Annotated in this window: 16 protein-coding genes; 12 read left to right on the top strand and 4 right to left on the bottom strand. The window is 63.7% G+C overall.

Going from position 1 to position 18,864, the window contains the following annotated elements; translation table 11 throughout:
• Positions 1–128: 128 nt before the first annotated feature.
• From hemH to can, 5 genes are all read left to right on the top strand, one after another.
• Positions 129–1,238, top strand: a complete 1,110-nt coding sequence (gene hemH / locus LSQ66_RS19150) for a ferrochelatase (RefSeq protein WP_231766780.1) — start codon at positions 129–131, stop codon at positions 1,236–1,238.
• Between the two features lie 362 nt (positions 1,239–1,600).
• Entirely contained in the window at positions 1,601–2,146 is a 546-nt protein-coding gene (gene grpE / locus LSQ66_RS19145; protein WP_231766779.1) for a nucleotide exchange factor GrpE, read from the top strand.
• A gap of 95 nt (positions 2,147–2,241) precedes the next feature.
• The gene (dnaK, locus tag LSQ66_RS19140; RefSeq protein WP_231766778.1) at positions 2,242–4,191 is read left to right on the top strand and encodes a molecular chaperone DnaK; all 1,950 of its coding nucleotides are present in this window, start codon (positions 2,242–2,244) and stop codon (positions 4,189–4,191) included.
• A 94-nt stretch (positions 4,192–4,285) separates the two neighbouring features.
• A complete protein-coding gene (gene dnaJ, locus LSQ66_RS19135) occupies positions 4,286–5,404 on the top strand; it encodes a molecular chaperone DnaJ (protein ID WP_231766777.1) in 1,119 nt (372 codons plus the stop codon).
• Between the two features lie 85 nt (positions 5,405–5,489).
• Positions 5,490–6,146 carry a carbonate dehydratase gene (can, locus tag LSQ66_RS19130; protein WP_231766776.1) on the top strand — a complete coding sequence of 219 codons (657 nt, stop codon included), beginning with the start codon at positions 5,490–5,492 and terminating at the stop codon, positions 6,144–6,146.
• On the opposite strand, the gene LSQ66_RS19125 is transcribed toward can, so the two are convergent.
• Together LSQ66_RS19125 and LSQ66_RS19120 are read right to left on the bottom strand one after the other, a co-directional pair.
• A complete protein-coding gene (locus LSQ66_RS19125) occupies positions 6,131–7,399 on the bottom strand; it encodes a dipeptidase (RefSeq protein WP_231766775.1) in 1,269 nt (422 codons plus the stop codon). The two genes, can and LSQ66_RS19125, sit on opposite strands and share 16 nt — an antisense overlap.
• Positions 7,400–7,623: 224 nt before the next feature.
• Positions 7,624–8,910, bottom strand: a complete 1,287-nt coding sequence (locus tag LSQ66_RS19120) for a cation:proton antiporter (RefSeq protein WP_231766774.1) — start codon at positions 8,908–8,910, stop codon at positions 7,624–7,626.
• Positions 8,911–9,090: 180 nt separating this feature from the next.
• Between LSQ66_RS19120 and LSQ66_RS19115 the strand changes: the two genes are divergently transcribed.
• Positions 9,091–10,260 (top strand): sensor histidine kinase, encoded by a 1,170-nt coding sequence (locus LSQ66_RS19115; protein WP_231766773.1) that lies wholly within the window; start codon positions 9,091–9,093, stop codon positions 10,258–10,260.
• Positions 10,261–10,295: 35 nt separating this feature from the next.
• Here the strand turns inward: LSQ66_RS19115 and LSQ66_RS19110 are convergent, their stop codons facing one another.
• Complete coding sequence (locus tag LSQ66_RS19110) at positions 10,296–11,081, bottom strand: hypothetical protein (protein ID WP_231766772.1); 786 nt, start codon at positions 11,079–11,081, stop codon at positions 10,296–10,298.
• A 256-nt stretch (positions 11,082–11,337) separates the two neighbouring features.
• Here LSQ66_RS19110 and LSQ66_RS19105 point away from each other — a divergent pair, with 256 nt between their 5' ends.
• Together LSQ66_RS19105 and LSQ66_RS19100 are read left to right on the top strand one after the other, a co-directional pair.
• Positions 11,338–11,745 carry a CopG family transcriptional regulator gene (locus LSQ66_RS19105; protein ID WP_231766771.1) on the top strand — a complete coding sequence of 136 codons (408 nt, stop codon included), beginning with the start codon at positions 11,338–11,340 and terminating at the stop codon, positions 11,743–11,745.
• A gap of 31 nt (positions 11,746–11,776) precedes the next feature.
• Entirely contained in the window at positions 11,777–13,024 is a 1,248-nt protein-coding gene (locus tag LSQ66_RS19100) for an extracellular catalytic domain type 1 short-chain-length polyhydroxyalkanoate depolymerase (protein ID WP_231766770.1), read from the top strand.
• Between the two features lie 5 nt (positions 13,025–13,029).
• Here the strand turns inward: LSQ66_RS19100 and xth are convergent, their stop codons facing one another.
• Positions 13,030–13,806, bottom strand: a complete 777-nt coding sequence (gene xth / locus LSQ66_RS19095; RefSeq protein WP_231766769.1) for an exodeoxyribonuclease III — start codon at positions 13,804–13,806, stop codon at positions 13,030–13,032.
• 117 nt (positions 13,807–13,923) lie between these two features.
• Here xth and LSQ66_RS19090 point away from each other — a divergent pair, with 117 nt between their 5' ends.
• From LSQ66_RS19090 to LSQ66_RS19075, 4 genes are all read left to right on the top strand, one after another.
• Entirely contained in the window at positions 13,924–15,153 is a 1,230-nt protein-coding gene (locus LSQ66_RS19090) for a putative DNA modification/repair radical SAM protein (RefSeq protein WP_231766768.1), read from the top strand.
• Positions 15,153–16,595: a UdgX family uracil-DNA binding protein gene (locus LSQ66_RS19085; RefSeq protein ID WP_231766767.1), complete on the top strand. Its 1,443-nt coding sequence runs from the start codon at positions 15,153–15,155 to the stop codon at positions 16,593–16,595. The genes LSQ66_RS19090 and LSQ66_RS19085 overlap by 1 nt, the downstream gene beginning before the upstream one ends.
• Before the next feature lie 71 nt (positions 16,596–16,666).
• Complete coding sequence (locus LSQ66_RS19080) at positions 16,667–17,290, top strand: ANTAR domain-containing response regulator (protein ID WP_231766766.1); 624 nt, start codon at positions 16,667–16,669, stop codon at positions 17,288–17,290.
• A gap of 271 nt (positions 17,291–17,561) precedes the next feature.
• The gene (locus LSQ66_RS19075) at positions 17,562–18,821 is read left to right on the top strand and encodes a CmpA/NrtA family ABC transporter substrate-binding protein (protein ID WP_231766765.1); all 1,260 of its coding nucleotides are present in this window, start codon (positions 17,562–17,564) and stop codon (positions 18,819–18,821) included.
• Positions 18,822–18,864: the final 43 nt, after the last annotated feature.

The raw sequence follows: 18,864 nt of genomic DNA, 5'->3' as shown, positions 1-18,864 counted from the left end.
TCAGCGCTGGCGCCACTACGCACGAGCTCGTGTCCAAAAATCTTCCCTGGCACCAGAAGTGGACACGAACTCGGCGGTAGGGGATTGGCGCTTATAATGCGGGTCTCTCTCGGATCGATAAGAAGAATATGGCTTTTGCGAAGGAACCGCAGTTCGAGCACGGCGCTCCCAGCCGCAGCGCGGTGGTGCTCGTTAACCTGGGCACGCCGGAGGCGCCGACGCGCTCCGCCGTCCGCCGCTACCTGAAGCAGTTCCTGTCCGATCCGCGCGTGGTGGAGATTCCCCGCGCGCTCTGGTGGTTCATCCTGCACGCCATCATCCTGCCCTTCCGCTCCGGCCAGTCCGCCCAGAAGTACGCGTCGATCTGGACCCGCGAGGGCTCGCCTCTCAAGATCCATACCCAGGCCCAGGCCATGCTCCTGCGCGGCGCCCTCGGCGAGCGGGGACACTCGGAAATCGTCGTGGCCATGGCCATGCGCTACGGCTCGCCCTCGCTGCCCGAGGTGCTGGACCGCCTGAAGCAGGACGGCTGCGACCGCATCGCCATCCTGCCCGCTTATCCCCAGTATTCCGGCACCACCACGGCCTCCATCTGGGATGCCGTCTTCGCCCACTACAAACGCGTGCGCAATGTGCCCGAGCTGCGCCTGGTGCGCAGCTACCATGATCATGACGCCTATATCGAGGCCCTGCGCCAGTCCGTGCTCGCGCACTGGGATGCCCACGGCCGCCCCGGCAAGCTGGTGATGAGCTTCCACGGCGTGCCCAAGCGCACGCTCCTGCTGGGCGACCCCTATCACTGCGAATGCCACAAGACGGCCCGCCTGCTGGCCGCCCGCCTCAAGCTCGCCGAGAGCGACTATGTCGTCACCTTCCAGTCCCGCTTCGGCAAGGCGGAGTGGCTGCAGCCGTACACTGCCCCCACGGTGCAGCGGCTGGCCCGCGAGGGCGTGCGCCGCGTGGACGTGATCTGCCCCGGTTTCACCAGCGACTGCCTGGAAACCCTGGAGGAGATCAATATGGAGGTGCGCCACGATTTCATGGCCGCCGGCGGCCAGGATTTCCACTATATCCCCTGCCTGAACGACAGCCCGGCCTGGATCGCCGCCCTGGCGGAAATTGCCGAGCAGAACATGATCGGCTGGCCGACCCTGACGACGCCCGCCCAGCGCGAACTGCTGAAAAAACAGGCAGGCGAGCAGCGCGATCGTGCGCTGGCGCAGGGCGCTGCGCAGTAATCTTGCATAGTTGGCAGGAGATGCCGATAATCAGCACTTGCGGGCGGCGAGTGCCAGCCTGCTAAAATAGCCGGTCAGCGAAGGAATTCGCTCAGGCATATCCATGCGGTCGCCACGATCACCCAGACGACGATGGAGGCGGTTATCAGCGGTAATTTCATGATGCGCTCCCGGACGAGGTCTCCTCAGTGTAGCCCGCCGGACCTGCGCGCACTTCTCCTGAAAAGTAAGTTTTCCAGCGAGTTTGTTACCGTCTGTTTCAGGCTGCCGGGTGAATAACCCTTGAAATGCCAGGGGCTATTCCCATATTCGGCCCGTGCCGTTCGTTTCACAACATAAAACACGATTTGTAGGAGTCATAGATGCAAGATCAGGAAAATCAGGCAGCACCTAATCCCGAGGAGGACCTGGCCTCCGCCCAGCCTTCGACTCCCGCCGACCCTGCCATTCCCAGCCTGGAAGTTCAGCTGAGCGCCACCGAGGCGAAACTCGCTGAAATGCACGACGCCTTCATGCGCGCCAAGGCCGAAGCGGACAATATCCGCCGCCGCGCCCAGGAAGATGTGGCCAAAGCCCACAAATTCGCCGTCGAAAGCTTCGCCGAGGCCATGGTGCCCGTGAAGGACAGCCTGGAAATGGCCCTGAAGGTGGAAGCGCCTTCCGTGGAGAACCTGAAGGAAGGCGTGGAAATGACGCTCAAGCAGCTCAATGCCGCCTTCGAGAAGAACCGCCTGGTCGAGATCATGCCCGCCCAGGGCGAGAAGCTGGACCCGAACAAGCACCAGGCCGTGGCCGTGGTGCCGGCCGACCAGGAAGCGAATACCGTTGTTGCTGTGTTGCAAAAGGGGTACATGATTGCGGACCGCCTGCTGCGTCCCGCCATCGTGACGGCTGCCCAGCCGAAATAAGGTTTGTTGCCGTAGGCTCTTGAAAACAAACCCGCTTTTCACCATATAAGAAACCATCTGAACTTATTCAAAGTACATTAAAGGAAGAACAAATCATGGGCAAAATGATCGGTATTGACCTGGGCACGACCAACTCCTGCGTCGCCATCATGGAAAATGGCCAGCCGAAGGTCATCGAGAACGCCGAAGGCGCTCGTACCACCCCATCCATCATCGCTTACCAGGACGACGGCGAGATCCTCGTCGGCGCGCCCGCCAAGCGCCAGGCGGTCACCAATCCGAAGAACACCCTGTTCGCGGTCAAGCGCCTGATCGGCCGCAAATACGAAGAGAAGGAAGTGCAGAAGGACATCTCCCTGATGCCTTACGAGATCACCAAGGCCGACAACGGCGACGCCTGGATCGGCGTGCGCGACAAGAAACTGGCCCCGCCCCAGATCTCGGCCGAAGTGCTGCGCAAGATGAAGAAGACCGCCGAGGACTACCTGGGCGAGGAAGTGACCGAGGCCGTCATCACCGTGCCCGCCTACTTCAACGACTCGCAGCGCCAGGCGACCAAGGACGCCGGCCGCATCGCGGGCCTGGACGTGAAGCGCATCATCAACGAGCCGACCGCGGCGGCCCTGGCCTTCGGCCTGGACAAGACCGACAAGGGCGACCGCAAGATCGCCGTGTATGACCTGGGCGGCGGCACCTTCGACATCTCGATCATCGAGATCGCGGACGTGGACGGCGAGAAGCAGTTCGAAGTGCTGTCGACCAACGGCGACACCTTCCTGGGCGGCGAAGACTTCGACCAGCGCGTGATCGACTACATCATCGACGAATTCAAGAAGATCAATGGCCTGGACCTGAAGAAGGACCCGATCGCCCTGCAGCGCATCAAGGCTTCGGCCGAGCGCGCGAAGATCGAGCTGTCGTCTTCCGCCCAGACCGAGATCAACGAGCCGTACATCGCCATGGCGAACGGCGCGCCGGTCCACCTGAACCTGAAGATCACCCGCGCCAAGCTGGAATCGCTGGTGGAAGAGCTGATCGCCAAGACCATCGAGCCTTGCCGCATCGCGATCAAGGACGCTGGCGTGAAAGTGTCCGACATCGACGACATCATCCTGGTGGGCGGCATGACCCGCATGCCGAAAGTACAGGAGAAGGTGAAGGAGTTCTTCGGCAAGGATCCGCGCAAGGACGTGAACCCTGACGAAGCCGTGGCCGTGGGCGCCGCCATCCAGGGCGCCGTGCTGTCGGGCGACCGCAAGGACCTGCTGCTGCTGGACGTGACGCCTCTGTCCCTGGGTATCGAAACCCTGGGCGGCGTGATGACCAAGATGATCCAGAAGAACACCACGATCCCGACCAAGTTCTCGCAGGTGTTCTCCACCGCGGACGACAACCAGCCCGCCGTGACCATCAAGGTCTACCAGGGCGAGCGCGAGATCGCCGCCGGTAACAAGGCGCTGGGCGAGTTCAATCTGGAAGGCATTCCGCCCGCACCGCGCGGCACGCCGCAGATCGAAGTGACCTTCGACATCGACGCCAACGGCATCCTGCACGTGGGCGCGAAGGACAAGGCCACCGGCAAGGAAAACAAGATCACCATCAAGGCGAACTCCGGCCTGTCCGAGGACGAGATCCAGAAGATGGTGAAAGACGCCGAGCTGAATGCGGCGGAAGACAAGAAGCTGAAGGAACTGGCCGAGTCGCGCAACCAGGCCGACGCGCTGGTGCACTCCACCCGCAAGTCCCTGACCGAGTACGGCGACAAGCTGGACGCCAGCGAGAAGGAGAAGATCGAGGCTGCCATCGCCGATCTGGAATCCACGCTGAAGACCGGCGACAAGGCCGATATCGATGCGAAAGTGGCGGCCCTGTCCACCGCGTCGCAGAAGCTGGGCGAGAAGATGTACGCCGACATGCAGGCGCAGCAGGCTGGCGCGGCGGGCGGCGCGGAAGCGGGTGGCCCGCAAGGCGGCGCTTCGGAGTCGCGTCCCCAGCAGGACGACGTGGTCGATGCCGACTTCAAGGAAGTCAAGGACAGCAAGTAAGCGGTCCACACCGGTCGGTTAAACTCTGACCTGCCGAGCGGGCGGCCGTAACAACGGGGCTCGCTCGGCTTTTTCGCATAATCGGACACACAAGATGGCAAAGCGTGATTATTACGAGATCCTTGGGGTCGCCAAGAATTCGTCGGAAGACGAGATCAAGAAGGCCTACCGCAAGCTCGCGATGAAATACCACCCGGACCGCAACCCGGACAACAAAGAGGCGGAAGAGAAGTTCAAGGAGGTCAAGGAAGCCTACGAGATGCTGACCAATCCGGAGAAGCGCGATGCGTACGACCGCTATGGTCACGCCGGCGTGGACCCGAGCATGGGCGGCGGCGGGGGCTTCGGCGCCGGCGGCTTTGGCGACGCGTTCGGCGACATCTTCGGCGATATCTTCGGCGGCGGCCGCCGCAGCTCCGGCCCCCAGGTCTACCGCGGGGCCGACCTGCGCTACAACCTGGAGATCACGCTGGAACAGGCGGCGCACGGCTTCGACACCACGATCCGCGTGCCTTCCTGGGACAAGTGCGACACCTGCCACGGTTCCGGCGCCAAGCCGGGCACCTCGCCCGTCACCTGCTCCACTTGCGGCGGCCACGGCCAGGTGCGCATGCAGCAGGGCTTCTTCAGCATCCAGCAGACCTGCCCCAAGTGCCACGGCACGGGCAAGATCATTCCGGAGCCCTGCCCATCGTGCTCGGGCCAGGGCCGCATCAAGCGCAACAAGACCCTGGAAGTGAAGATCCCGGTCGGCATCGACAACGGCATGCGCATCCGCTCCACGGGCAACGGCGAACCGGGCACCAACGGCGGGCCGCCGGGCGACCTGTATGTGGAAATCCACATCAAGCCGCACCCGGTGTTCCAGCGCGAAGGCGACGACCTGCATTGCGAAATGCCGATCTCCTTCGCCAAGGCGGCGCTGGGCGGCGAGATCGAAGTGCCTACCCTGTCGGGCAAGGTGTCCTTCACCGTGCCGGAAGGAACCCAGTCGGGCAAGACCTTCCGCCTGAAGGGCAAGGGCATCAAGGGCGTACGCTCGGGTTATCCGGGCGACCTGTTCTGCCACGTGGCCGTGGAAACCCCGGTGAAGCTGACGGACAAGCAGAAGGAACTGCTGCGCGAGTTCGACCGCTCCACCGTGGAAGGCGGCTCCAAGCACAGCCCGCAGTCCAAGACCTGGATGGATAAGGTAAAAGACTTCTTCGAGTAATCGGGTAAACTACGGCCTGATTTCAATCGGCCGCCGCTCTGCGGACACGCAGACCGGCGGCCTCGCCACATATGACGGGAGCATCATGAGCGACACCAAACTGCAGCACCTCCTCGACAACAACAAGCGCTGGGCGGCTTCGATGACCCAGAAAGACCCGGACTATTTCAACCGGCTCGCCCAGCAGGCCTCGCCGGATTATCTCTGGATCGGCTGCTCGGACAGCCGCGTGCCTGCAAACGAGCTGCTTGGCCTGCCGCCGGGCGAAGTCTTCGTTCACCGTAACATCGCCAACGTGGTGGTGCACTCGGACCTGAACTGCCTCTCGGTGCTGCAGTTCGCCATTGAAGTGCTGAAGGTGAAGCACGTGATCATTGTAGGCCACTACGGCTGCAAGGGCGTGCATGCCGCGCTGACCAACACCCGCGTGGGCCTGGTGGACAACTGGCTGCGCCACGTGCAGGACGTGAGCCAGAAGCACGAGCGTTATCTGGGTTCGGTGCTGGAAGAGCGCGTGCGCAGCGAGAAGCTGTGCGAGCTGAATGTGGTGGAGCAGGTGGTGAACGTGTGCTCGACCACCATCGTGCAGGACGCCTGGGACCGCGGCCAGCCGGTGACGGTGCACGGCTGGGTCTACGGCCTGCGCGACGGCCAGCTGCAGGACCTGAACATGAACGTCAGCTCGGCCGCCGAACTGCAGCCGGTGCTGGCGCGCCGCCTCGAAACCTACTCGGCGGCCTGAGTCATCCTGCCGTCCAGCTCCTCGATGGTGGCGATGGACGGGGCGCGCGTCTTCTGAAGGCGCGCCGCCACTTTCTCCGCTTCGCGGAAGGTGCGGATCAGGTTGAGGCCCGCCAGCTTCTTCAGGTCCGCATCGCTCCATCCCCGGTCCATCAGTTCCGCGAACAGGTTCGGGTACGTCGACACATCCTCCAGCCCCTTGGGCATCGGCGGTACCGTCGCGCCGCCGTAGTCGGCCGCCAGGCCCACATGGTCTTTGCCGGCCACCTTTGCCACATGATCGATATGGTCGGCCACCTGCTTGAGCGTGGCTTGGGGCGCTTTGCCGTGCGCGGCGATATAGGCTGCCTGGGCAGCTTTCACCGCTTCAGAATCGCTGCCAGCTGCCGCTTTGGCCGCCAGGAGGCCCTTCACCCAGTTCATCGCTTCCGTGGACACGAAGGCGGGCACATAGGTGATCATCACCACGCCGCCGTTCTTCGGCACGCTTGCCAGCACGTCGTCCGGCACATTGCGCGGATGGTCCGTGACCGCGCGGGCGGAAGAGTGCGAGAAGATCACCGGCGCTTCCGAAGTGGCGATGGCATCGCGCATGACATCCGCGCTCACATGGCTCAGGTCCACCAGCATGCCGAGGCGGTTCATCTCGCGCACCACTTCCTTGCCAAAGGGCGTCAGTCCTTTGTGTTTCGGTTCGTCCAGCGCGGCATCGGCCCAGTCCAGCGTCACGTTATGGGTGAGCGTCAGGTAGCGCGCGCCTAGCATGTAATAGGCGCGCAGGGCGCCCAGGCTGTTCTCGATCATATGGCCGCCTTCGAGCCCGAGCAGCGAGGCCACGCGTTTCTGCCTGAAGGCGCGCTCGATATCGTTTGCGCTATACGCGGGCTGCAGCGCCTCTGGATACTTCGCGATCATGCGGCGCGTCAGTTCCAGCTGTTCCATGCCCACTTTCATCCAGCCCGACTTCAGCTCGCCCGGCACATACACAGCCCAGAACTGGCCGGTCAGGTGGCCCTTGCGCATGCGCGCGATGTCCGTTTCGTGCGGCATTGCGTGGTTCAGGTCATAGGCATCGATATCGTGATGCGGCTTGCCGTAGCTGGCGATGATGTAGGGCAGGTCGTTATGGCCGTCGATCAGGGGCGTGGACGCCAGCAGCTTGTTGGCTCGCTGCAGCGATGGCGATTCGGCTTGGACGGGCAGGGCAATCAGGCTGGCGAGGAGCGAGGCGATCAGGGTAACGCGATAGGTCATGTCGTACTCATGGCAAGTTGAGGGGCGCGAGCATTGTAGCGTGCCCGGGCTCGTCCGGGCACCTCGGCCGCAGCGGGAGACCGGACCTAAGGTAAGCACGGAGGCGTGCTGTGGACGTTCCGGCCGGCTCCCAAGCAGCGAGGGCCGGCGCGAATCCTTGGCGCACCCGGAGCATTCCGAGCACTGTGCGCATGAGGCCCGAAAAGCGCCAGGCGGCAGCCCACTCATCGCGGGCTCCGCCCCATATCGTCCCGAGCGTACCATCTCATGAGCGGGCTGGCGGTTATTCCGTGCAGGAGGATGGACGTAGTGACCGCTGCCAACGTGAATGCTACCAGCTGCTGCGCCAGCATTTCGGATACGCCATGGTTGAGTGCATACATCAGGTAGTACATCGAACCGATTCCGCGGATGCCGAACCACGCGATCAGGCTGGAACGCCGCAGTGACACCGCTGCATGACCCAGGCCGATAAAGACAGCCACGGGCCGTACGGCAACCAGAAGCACGGCTGTAAACCACCATAGGCCGGGGACCATGTCCATAAAGGGCAGCATCGCCCCTGTTACGATGACGAGCACGGGCTCGGCCAGCTTTTCCATCTGCTCGATGAATGCTTGAATCTTCCGCTGCATTGTCGCTCCCGTCGCTTCGTGCCGCTGCGCCGCAAGGGGAGGCCAGATGCGGAAGGACGCCAGCCGCACGCCTCCAGGCATCCGGCGCAGTGCGAGGCCGGCCGCGAACACGGCGAGAAAACCTGATGCATGGCACAGCTGCGCCAGCCCGAAGCAAACCGCGATAGTGCCGAGCGAGACAAACTCGTTCAAGCCCAGCGCCTCGTCATGGTGCGTGCGAAGGAATACGACCAGCGAACCAATCAGGATGCAGGTGAGCGCGCCGATGAGCATCCCGCCCAGCAATGCCCAGGCGACGTCCACCGCCAGCCAATGCCAGCCGAAGCGGCCAAGCTCGTGTTCGCCCATCAGGCCCAGTCCCAGCAGCACGAAGGGAAAAGCGGAGCCGTCGTTCAGCGCACCTTCGCCTGCGAGACTGAAGCGGACAGGGTCGGGGGCGCCTCCTGCCTCCGGCTGCACGCCTGAGGCCAGCACGGGATCGGTGGGCGCCAGAATGCCGCCCAGCAGAACTGCCGCGCCGAGTGGGAGGCCCAGTCCGAAGACGCCAAGGGCGGCGATCAGGGCGACCGTAATGGCCATCGATACGAAAGCAAGGCGCAGCGGAGCTGCCCAGCGGCGGTCACGCAGTGGCACTTCCAGTTTGATGCCTACGGCGAACAGCGAAATCAGGAGCGCCCCTTGGGCGAGCAGCTCCAGCCCGGCAGCGAAGCGGAAAGGGTCGGGGGCCAGCAGGTCGGCCAAGGCAGGCCCGAGAAGGAATCCGATGCCCAGATAGATCATGGCCCCGCTGAGGGGAAGGCGCTCCAGCAGAGTGCCTGCCAGCGCCATGCCGATGAGCAGCACTCCGGCGAACAGTATCCAGTACGTCATTGACATCGGACCGCCTTATGACCTGGTGACATTCTGACTGGGAAGATGTTCGCCGAGCCTGCACCGGGCCCATCTCCAGTGCCCGCCGCTTTTCGTCATTTTGCCGAATTGTCCCGTGCGGGCCCAGGTCCAGTGCTATGATCACAGCGCTTCGACCCATGGGCTGCAGCTGACTGGAGACTGATCATGGACACCAACCGCCGGCTCCCCGACTTCATCTCAGCCAACATTGAGCCGATCCTGCTCGCCTGGGACGATTTTGCGCGCACGATTGAACCGCCCGCGCTGACGATGAACGACGCGGATCTGCGCGACCACGCCCGTCTGATGCTGGGGGCGTTTGCCGACGACATCCGCACCGCCCAGTCGGACGAAGAGCGCATTGCGAAATCGAAAGGGCTGGCGAGGCGTAGCCATCAGGACACCCCAGCAGAAATCCACGCTCAGCAACGGCTTAGATCCGGCTATACCGTTGTGCAGCTCATATCGGAATACCGCGCTCTTCGCGCCAGCGTTCTGATGCTGTGGAGTGCCCAAGCGCAGGGCCGCAATGCGAGTATGGACCTCGCAGACATCACCCGTTTCAATGAGGCAGTGGATCAGGCGGTGGCGGAATCGGTGGCCCGCTACGAGCGTTTGGTCAAGCAATCGCAAAATATGTTCCTTGCGATCCTTGGACATGATCTGCGCAACCCGCTGGGCACGCTGATCATGGGCTCTACCTTTATCATGCAAGGGCTCGACCTCCTGCCGAAATACGTGCTGGTCGCGACCCGAATGTTCAACAGCGCCAAGCGCATGGACAAACTGGTCAATGACCTGGTCGACTTTACGCGTACGCATCTGGGACGGGGGATACCAATCAGTCCGCGTACCGAAAATCTGGGCGCCGTTTGCGAGCAGGTGGTGAATGAATTGCGCACTTTTCATCCGGACCGCGTGCTTGAACTGAATGCTCCGCCGTCGTTGAGCTCCTTTTTTGATGCCAGCCGGATCGCTCAGGTGCTGTCGAATCTGATCGGCAACGCTCTCCAGTACGGCAGCAGCGATGCGCCGGTGAGGATCGATGTGGCGGGCAATGACGACGATGTTTTCCTTGCGGTGAATAATCATGGGCCGGTAATTCCGCCAGAGAAGACGGCCAGCATCTTCGATCCACTGGTGCGTCTTTCGGGCGCCCGGGACTCTGCGCCGCGAGATCGGATGAGCCTGGGGATAGGGCTTTTCATCGCGCGGGAAATTGTCCATGCCCACGGGGGCTCGGTCGAGGTGCAGTCGAACATCACAGACGGCACGACGTTCACGGTGACCCTTCCGAGGAAACAGAAGACGGGGCTTCGCTCCACCGATCCTTAGGGAGAGTCGCGGCCAGCCGGGCCGGCGGGAGAGCGCTAGGCAGGGGTGGCCGCGAGCGGCATCTGTTCGAATACGGCATCTGCTGTTTCCGCCTGGCCCAGTGCCGACAGGGCGCCCAGGATCATCAGCCGCGATCCCATCTCGTTGTCAATAGCTGAAGTGTCGTTCATCATCGACAGCAGGCGGTCGGCGATGCGCATTGCCGCCTCGGGATCTATTTCGCCGGTGAACGCAGCAGCAATTTCTTTCCCGGTCACTTGCATATTTTTAAGTAAGCTGGTTTCCATACGAGTTCTCCTGTCCCGTGCCTGGCCTGCCCGAACACCGCCGGAGGATAGGGCCGACACCGGATCGCTTGCCGGGAAAGTGGCTTCCAGGGCGGCGTCCAGCAGCCTGTCGATATGGCTCGGTTCAGTCGGGGTCCCCGCTTGTACTGCCACGCTGGCCGGGCGGCCGGGCAGCGGGTGGCTCAGGACATACTGTGCCGCATCGAGGAAGCGATCGTAGCGATAGGGCCCGGCAGTATAGTAACGTCCGTCAAACCTGATTCCGAGCTGGAGCATTACGACTTCCTCGCCTGGCGTCGGGTCTTTCAGGGGCGAACGCGAAGGGGCACGGGTCGCGGGCATGCGGGATTCAGGACGCATGCGCACCAGTGCTGCATACCGCCGCGCATCGCCCACCTGATCGTAGTGGTACTCGCGAAAGCAGAACTGTCGCCCGTCAAACCAAATGCCGGCGCGGGCATCGTTAAACTCTTCATTCAGCAAGTCCTTGGTCTTGGTCTTCGGCGGCGCTGTCGATCGATATGGAATGGCCATGGAACCTCCGGTTTTTCATCATGAGCGCAAGCGAGCCGCGGCGGTCCATGCATTCGCTGGCCGCCCGCGGTAGGGGGGAGCTGACTACGATCATAGGCCCAAGCCGGCCGGACCATGTAGGGAATCGCGCCTTCACCGTGTGGGACAAAGCTGCGCCGTGCCGCAACGCCGCCGGAAAGGATATTTTCGCCTCAAAATAAAAAAATACATCCACTTGGATGGTGCTAGTATGGCGAATCACCACCCGGAGGCGCCAATGCCCGAATTGAAACCACGGCTCGCCGAGTCTGAAAAGATCACGGTGAACCTCATGCCCGTCGACCTTGGCCAGATTGATCTGCTGGTGCAGCAGGGCTTTTATTCCAACCGCACTGACCTGATCCGCACAGCCGTGCGTAATCAGTTGAGCCAGCACGCCGAGGCAGTGCGCCGCACTGTGGAGCGTGACGAACTCGTGCTCGGATTGCTTTCTTGCAGCCGTGCTGAGCTCGAAGCCGTACAGGCACGCGGAGAGATGCTGTCCCTGCGCGTCCTTGGTCTGCTCACCATTGCGGACGACGTACCGCCTGCGCTTGCGGCAGCGACCATTCGTTCGGCTACCGTCCTTGGCGCCTTGCATGCCAGTCCGGCGGTCCGTGCGGTGCTCGCGGGCCGCATCGCCTGATCTTCCCACGCAGCACAACACGAAAGCCCTTATGAAACCCGATATGGTATTGATGGCGCGTCTGCGGGAAGCGACGCTGCAGCTGATGAAGGATGGGCCGCTCGCTGCGACCGCTTCGATCAGGGAAGCGCTCGCGCAGCACAATCCGGACAGCGTACAGGACACGAGCCGTAGCGTGGCCACGCCAGAGATGAAGGACTTGAACGCCGCACCTGCATGGACAGGGTCGTCTGCGGCAGCGGGGCCGGAAGCGGAAGAGGCGCCGATGGCCAGCGCAGTGCAGGGGCTCAAGGCGATGGCGGCGGCCGGATTGCCGGACATCGCCGCGCTGGTGGCGCAACATGGCATTACCCTGCCTAAGAGTGTGGCGGAAGCTGCGGCCGGACGGCGGCGCGCTCCCCTCCGGGCGCCGCCGCTGCCGGATGGCGCACGCTATGTGGCGCTCTCGTACGAAGGACCGGCTGGCCAGCGCAACTACAAGCTGTATATCCCCAGTACCTGCACGGGACAGCCGGCAGCGCTGCTGGTGATGCTGCATGGCTGTACGCAGGACGCCGACGATTTCGCTGCCGGGACCAGGATGAATCGCCTGGCGGAGGAGGCCGCCTGTCTGGTGGTCTGGCCGGAGCAGTCGCAGCAGGCCAACAGCTCGCGCTGCTGGAACTGGTTCAGCGCAGCGGACCAGCAGCGCGGCAAGGGCGAACCCGCACTGATTGTGGGGATTGTCCGCCAGGTTATGGCGAACCATCCGGTGGACTCCGCGCGCATCTGTATCGCCGGCCTGTCGGCCGGCGGCGCGATGGCGGCAGTGGTCGGCGCATTGTATCCGGAAGTTTTCCATGCTGTGGGCGTGCATTCCGGCCTGCCCTTTGGCGCGGCACACGATCTGCCTTCCGCCTTGCAGTCCATGCGCACGGGCGCTTCCGGGACGCACCGGCATGGAAGCGGTCCGAAAGTCATCGTCATGCATGGGGACCGGGACGCAACAGTCCATCCCGCGAACGGGCAGCATATCGTGGCCGCAGCGGCCGCTTCGCACAGCGGCAGCGCGCCGGTGTCCCAAACCGGGAAGGCGCCGGGCGGGCGGCGCTATACCCGGTCCAGGTATCAGGACGGGAATGGCCAGGTGATTGCCGAGCACTGGGTGCTGCATGGAGCCGGGCACGCCTGGGCCGGCGGCAGCGCGGACGGGACTTATACGGACTGCGCAGGCCCGGATGCGAGCCGCGCCATGCTGCAATTCTTCGGCCTGCTGCCGCGTCGGGAGGGGAGCAGCTAGCCGGGTCAGCCCAGGTCCAGCTCGATCCACGTCGGCGCGTGGTCGCTGGGTTTTTCGCGGCCGCGCACTTCGCGGTCCACGCCAGCCGCCACCAGTTTGTCCGCCAGCGCGGGGCTGAGCAGCAGGTGGTCGATGCGCAGGCCTGCGTCGCGGCCGAAGGCATTGCGGAAGTAATCCCAGAAGGTGTAGATCTTTTTGCCGGGATGCATGGCGCGCAGGGAATCGGTCCAGCCTTGCGCCACCAGGCGGTGGAAGGCCTCGCGGGTCTCGGGGCGGAAGAGCGCATCGTCCACCCAGCGTTCCGGCTTGTAGACGTCAAGCTCCGTGGGCATCACGTTGAAGTCGCCGGCCATCACCACCGGCGCGCCTGTCGCCAGCAGCTCCTCGCCGCGCTTGATGAGGCGCTCGAACCATTTGAGTTTGTAGTCGAACTTGGGCCCCGGCGCCGGGTTCCCGTTGGGCAGATAGAGGCAGCAGATCACGATGCCGTTCACCACCGCCTCGATATAGCGGCTCTGCGCGTCCTCGGGGTCGCCCTGCAGGCCGCGCCCGATCTCCTGCGGCTCCACGCCGCGCGCCAGGATGGCAACGCCATTCCAGCTTTTCTGACCGTGCCAGATGGGGCAGTAGCCCGCGTCGCGGATGGCCTGCTCGGGGAATTTCTCCTGCGGCGCCTTCAGCTCCTGGAGGCAGGCTACGTCCGGCTGCTTCTCTTCGAGCCATTGCAGCAGGGCGGGCAGGCGGCTGGTGATTCCGTTGACGTTGAAGGTGGCGATCAGCATGGTCCGGTTCTCTCAAGTTTTCGCTATTGTGCACGGAGTGCGACACGATTGCCGCACCGATGTCCTGTCTTGGACAGAAAATGATAGACTGTATGTCTATACAGTATTGAAGCAGGCATGGAAACGATCGACAAGCTGGAAATCCTGGCGGACGCCGCGAAGTACGATGCGTCCTGCGCCAGCAGCGGCGCGCCGAAGCGTTCCTCCGAAGGCCGCGACGGTATCGGCGCCACGAACGGCATGGGCATCTGCCACAGCTATACGCCGGACGGCCGCTGCGTATCCCTGCTCAAGATCCTGCTTACCAACTTCTGCGCCTACGACTGCCAGTACTGCGTGAACCGGCGCAGCTCGAACGTGCCGCGCGCCCGCTTCTCCGTGCAGGAAGTGGTCAAGCTCACGGTCGATTTCTACCTGCGCAATTATATCGATGGCCTCTTCCTCAGCTCGGGCATCATCCGCTCCGCCGACTATACGATGGAGCAGCTGGTGGCCGTGGCGCGCGAGCTGCGCGAGGTGCACCAGTTTCGCGGCTATATCCACCTGAAGACCATTCCCGATGCGGATGCCGCGCTGATCGAGGCGGCGGGCCGCTACGCCGACCGCCTGAGCGTCAACATCGAGCTGCCAACGCAGAACAGCATCGAGCAGCTGGCGCCTGAGAAGAGCGTGCATACCATCAAGCTCGCCATGGGCAATATCCGCCTGAAGCTGGACGAGAAGGAAGCGGAGCCGAAGGCGCCTGTCTTCGCACCGGCGGGCCAGAGCACGCAGATGATCGTGGGCGCGGATGCGAGCGACGACCAGCGCATTCTCAGCACGGCCGAAACCCTGTACGGCAGCTACAAGCTGAAACGTGTCTATTACTCCGCCTTCAGCCCCATTCCGCAAAGCCCGAAAAGCGTGCCGCTCGCGCCGCCGCCCCTGCTGCGCGAACACCGGCTCTATCAGGCGGACTTTCTCCTGCGCGGCTATGGCTTCCAGGTGAAGGAGCTGTTGCCCGCCTCCGGCAATCTGGCTCTCGACATCGATCCCAAGCTCGCCTGGGCCCTCGCCAACCGCGAGCATTTCCCCATGGACCTGAACCGCGCGGAGCTGGCGATGATCGCGCGCGTTCCCGGCATCGGCCTGCGCAACGCCAAGCGTATCGTGGAGCTGCGCCGCATGCGCCAGGTGCGCTACGCCGACCTTTCGCGGCTGCGCTGCAGCATGAAGAAGATCGCGCCCTTCATCATCACGGCGGACTACTCGCCCGCGCGCGACACCACGCCATCGGAAACCCTGCGCCGCGCCATGGCGGACGCGCCGGAACAGATGCCGCTGTGGCCGGAGCTGCAGGCTGCGTAATGTTGTTGCTCGTCCGTTCCTTCGATGAGTGGCGCGCAGCGGCGCGACAGCTGATCGTGCGCCGTGCGCCTCCTGAATCCGTACAATGGACCGGACAGGAAGAAGGCGGGGACCTGCTCAGCGGCGCCATGCCGGAGCTGCCGCCGCAAGCCTCGCAACAGCCGGACGTGGCGCCGCGCGTGCCGCGCCAGCTCATGGAAATGCTGCAAAGCGCGGCCTGCTACCGCGATCCCGGCCGCTGGGCCTTCCTGTACCGCGTGCTGTGGCGCTGGCACCATGGCGAACAGGAGATTCTTTCGATGGCGGACGAAGATGGCGGGCGTTTGCAGCACATGGTGAAAGCCGTGCACCACGAGGTGCACGACATGCACGCCTACCTGCGCTTCCGCGAACGCCCCGAATCGGCTGGCGCGCCGCGCTATGTGGCCTGGTTCGAACCCGCGCACGATGTGCTGCACGAAGTCGCGCTGCATTTTGCAAAACGCATGGGCCGCAACAGCTGGCTGATCGCCACACCCGAAGCCTCCGTGCTGTGGGACGGCAGCACCCTGCACAGCACAGGCCCGCTGATGCGCAGCGCCGCCGACATCGACGATCCCGGCGAGGCGATGTGGCTCACCTACTACCGCAGCATCTTCAATCCCGCGCGCCTGAATGCGGACATCATGCACAGCCATATCCGCTCCCGCTTCTGGAAGAATCTGCCGGAAGCGGCTGTGGTGCCGCAGATGGTGTCGCAGGCCGCCGCCGGCGCGCGCAAGGTCGGCCAGCTCGATACGGTGGGCAAGCGCAAGGGCGCCACGATCCCCATTGCGCCGGAGGATGCGCAGCCCGAGCGGCAGCAGCCCAGCACCCTGGACGAATGCCGCCGCTGCGACCTGTGGCAGAACGCCACCCAGGCCGTGGGCGGGCAGGGCGCGCGCCGCGCGAAGGTGATGCTGGTGGGCGAGCAGCCGGGCGACCAGGAAGACCTGGCAGGCAAGCCCTTCGTGGGACCGGCGGGCGAGCTGCTGGACCGGGCGATGGACCAGGCGGGGATGGACCGCCGCAAGGTCTACATCACCAACGCCGTGAAGCACTTCAAATGGGAGCCGCGCGGCAAGCGCCGCCTGCACAAGACGCCCGGCCAGCGCGAAGTGATGGCCTGCCACTACTGGCTGGAGACCGAGCTCGAAGCCATCGGGCCGGACGTGCTGGTGGCGCTTGGCAGCACGGCGCTCAAGTCCATCATGCAGAGCGGGAGCGTGGCGCTGAAGGACCATTTCGGCAAACCCTTCCAGCATGAAGGCCGCTGGGTCGTGGCCACCTACCACCCTTCCTACGCATTGCGCGTGCCCAGCTCCGAGGCGCGCGCCGAGGCCCTGGCGGCGATCGTGGAGGCGCTGCGCACGGCGAAGCGCCTTTCCGAAGGCGGACCGCCGGAAGATCCCATGGCCGCCTGAGAGAACAACGCCCGATACTGGTGCGATTCTTGCTTGCTAGGGCAGCATGTACGTCATTTTGCCCTAATGTGATGCGTAACCTCCGTATCGTTGTTGTCAATCCGACCATTTCCCCTGGCGAGGAGGATGACGAATCCCTGCGCGCCCAGGCCGAGCGCGGGCGCATCCTGCGTATCGGCCTGCTGGAGGCTGGGCTGGACATCGTCGCTTCCCTCCCGGCGGACATGTACCTGCCCGAGCACATCGCCAAGCTCCAGCCGGACATGATCATCGTCGACGCCGAATCCGATGCGCGCGACGTGCTGGAACACATCGTCATCGCCACGCGGGACGAGCGCCGCCCCATCGTCATGTTCACCGAGAGCGAGGATACGGAAACCATGGAGGCGGCGGTGGCGGCAGGTGTTTCGGCCTACATCGTGGCGGGCCTGCAGGCGGAGCGTATCAAGCCGGTGCTGAACGTCGCTCTGGCCCGCTTCCGGCGCGAGCAGAAGCTGCTGGACGAGCTTTCCGACACGAAGAGCAAACTGGCCGAGCGCAAGGTGATCGAGCGCGCGAAAGGCCTGCTGATGGAGCGCCAGCACTGCAGCGAAGAGCAGGCCTACCGCAAGCTGCGCGGCATGGCCATGAGCAAGAACCTCAAGCTTTCCGAAGTCGCGCAGCGCATCCTGGACGTCGAAGACTACCTGGGCTGAGCTGTCCAGAATGATGCGGTGCACAATCCCAGTGCGCCGCCGTGCGCCACCGCGTGGCGCGCTGTCCTGCCCCCTTTCCCCTTCCTCATAGTGAGAACTGCATTGGCACGGCGGTTGCTTATAGGCTATCAGGCGCCATCGGGCGCCCGGTGTTACCGGCCAACGGCGGCAGGTTGCATCAGACAACGACGTCTGCCATCCGTGGGTTCGCTCAGGGAGGGGCAGGCTTTTTTTTTGGCCGACCGGCGTGCCGGTCCAACGAGGAAATGCCATGGAATTCAAAGAGCTTCAGGGAGAGAAAGTCGATGCCACACGCAGGACGATTTTGCATGGCGCAGCATTGGTAGCGGGAGGAAGCGTGTTGGGACTGTCGACAGGAGGAGCGTGGGCTGCGGGCTCGGACAAGCCGGAGAAGGAAGAAATCAGGATCGGCTTCATTCCGCTCACCGACTGCGCGTCGGTGGTGATGGCGTCCGTCCTGGGCCTGGACAAGAAATATGGCGTGAAGTTCGTGCTGAGCAAGGAGGCTTCCTGGGCGGGCGTGCGCGACAAGCTCGCGAACGGCGATCTCGATGCGGCCCATGTGCTGTATGGCCTCCTGTACGGCGTGCAGATGGGCGTCGGCGGCCAGAAGAAGGACATGGCCGTTCTCATGGGCCTGAACAACAACGGCCAGGCCATTACGCTGTCGAAGAAACGGTCCGACAAGGGCGCCGTGGATGGCCCTTCCCTAGCGAAGCTGATGCGCGGCGAGCAGCGCGAGTACACCTTCGCGCAGACCTTCCCCACCGGCACCCACGCCATGTGGCTGTACTACTGGCTGGCGGCGAACGGCATCAATCCCATGAAGGATGCGAAAGTCATCACCGTGCCGCCGCCGCAGATGGTGGCCAATATGCGGGTGGGGAATATGGACGGCTTCTGCGTGGGCGAGCCCTGGGGCCACCGGGCCATCATGGACGGCGTGGGCATCACGGCCACCACCACCCAGGATATATGGCGCGACCATCCGGAGAAGGTGCTGGGCTGCACGCTGGATTTCGCGAAGAAGTATCCGAACACCTGCCGCGCCATGATGGCGGCGATTCTCGAAGCGGGCAAATGGATCGACGCTTCGCTGATCAACAAGAACAGGATGGCCGAAGTCATTGCCGACAAGTCCTACGTCAACACCAGCAAGGACGCCATCGACCAGCGCATCATGGGCCGCTACCAGAACGGTCTTGGCAAAACCTGGGACGACCCGAACTACATGAAGTTCTATAACGACGGCGCGGTCAACTTCCCCTACCTGTCCGACGGCATGTGGTTCCTTACCCAGCACCGGCGCTGGGGCCTGCTGAAGGAGGATCCGGACTATATGGCGGTGGCGCAGTCCGTGAACCAGATCGACCTGTTCAAGGATGCCGCGGCCATGACGAAGACGCCCCTGCCCAAGAGCCCCATGCGCAGCTCGAAGCTCATGGACGGCACGGTATGGGACGGCAAGAATCCCAAGGCCTACGCGGCCTCCTTCAAGATCAAGGCCTGATCATGAGCGCCTCGCATACATCCGAAAACAAGGAGGTGGCCGC

Origin of the sequence: Massilia endophytica, assembly GCF_021165955.1 — a bacterium.
In the GTDB taxonomy this organism is placed as follows: Bacteria; Pseudomonadota; Gammaproteobacteria; order Burkholderiales; family Burkholderiaceae_D; genus Rugamonas; species Rugamonas endophytica.
This window is presented reverse-complemented; position numbering and strand designations above follow the sequence as displayed.

What these genes read in the sequence shown, in the direction of transcription:
- hemH (WP_231766780.1), top strand. Translation starts at nt 129, where the DNA reads ATGGCTTTTGCGAAGGAACCGCAGTTCGAGCACGGCGCTCCCAGCCGC.
- grpE (WP_231766779.1), top strand. Translation starts at nt 1,601, where the DNA reads ATGCAAGATCAGGAAAATCAGGCAGCACCTAATCCCGAGGAGGACCTG.
- dnaK (WP_231766778.1), top strand. Translation starts at nt 2,242, where the DNA reads ATGGGCAAAATGATCGGTATTGACCTGGGCACGACCAACTCCTGCGTC.
- dnaJ (WP_231766777.1), top strand. Translation starts at nt 4,286, where the DNA reads ATGGCAAAGCGTGATTATTACGAGATCCTTGGGGTCGCCAAGAATTCG.
- can (WP_231766776.1), top strand. Translation starts at nt 5,490, where the DNA reads ATGAGCGACACCAAACTGCAGCACCTCCTCGACAACAACAAGCGCTGG.
- LSQ66_RS19125 (WP_231766775.1), bottom strand. Translation starts at nt 7,399, where the DNA reads ATGACCTATCGCGTTACCCTGATCGCCTCGCTCCTCGCCAGCCTGATT.
- LSQ66_RS19120 (WP_231766774.1), bottom strand. Translation starts at nt 8,910, where the DNA reads ATGTCAATGACGTACTGGATACTGTTCGCCGGAGTGCTGCTCATCGGC.
- LSQ66_RS19115 (WP_231766773.1), top strand. Translation starts at nt 9,091, where the DNA reads ATGGACACCAACCGCCGGCTCCCCGACTTCATCTCAGCCAACATTGAG.
- LSQ66_RS19110 (WP_231766772.1), bottom strand. Translation starts at nt 11,081, where the DNA reads ATGGCCATTCCATATCGATCGACAGCGCCGCCGAAGACCAAGACCAAG.
- LSQ66_RS19105 (WP_231766771.1), top strand. Translation starts at nt 11,338, where the DNA reads ATGCCCGAATTGAAACCACGGCTCGCCGAGTCTGAAAAGATCACGGTG.
- LSQ66_RS19100 (WP_231766770.1), top strand. Translation starts at nt 11,777, where the DNA reads ATGAAACCCGATATGGTATTGATGGCGCGTCTGCGGGAAGCGACGCTG.
- xth (WP_231766769.1), bottom strand. Translation starts at nt 13,806, where the DNA reads ATGCTGATCGCCACCTTCAACGTCAACGGAATCACCAGCCGCCTGCCC.
- LSQ66_RS19090 (WP_231766768.1), top strand. Translation starts at nt 13,924, where the DNA reads ATGGAAACGATCGACAAGCTGGAAATCCTGGCGGACGCCGCGAAGTAC.
- LSQ66_RS19085 (WP_231766767.1), top strand. Translation starts at nt 15,153, where the DNA reads ATGTTGTTGCTCGTCCGTTCCTTCGATGAGTGGCGCGCAGCGGCGCGA.
- LSQ66_RS19080 (WP_231766766.1), top strand. Translation starts at nt 16,667, where the DNA reads ATGCGTAACCTCCGTATCGTTGTTGTCAATCCGACCATTTCCCCTGGC.
- LSQ66_RS19075 (WP_231766765.1), top strand. Translation starts at nt 17,562, where the DNA reads ATGGAATTCAAAGAGCTTCAGGGAGAGAAAGTCGATGCCACACGCAGG.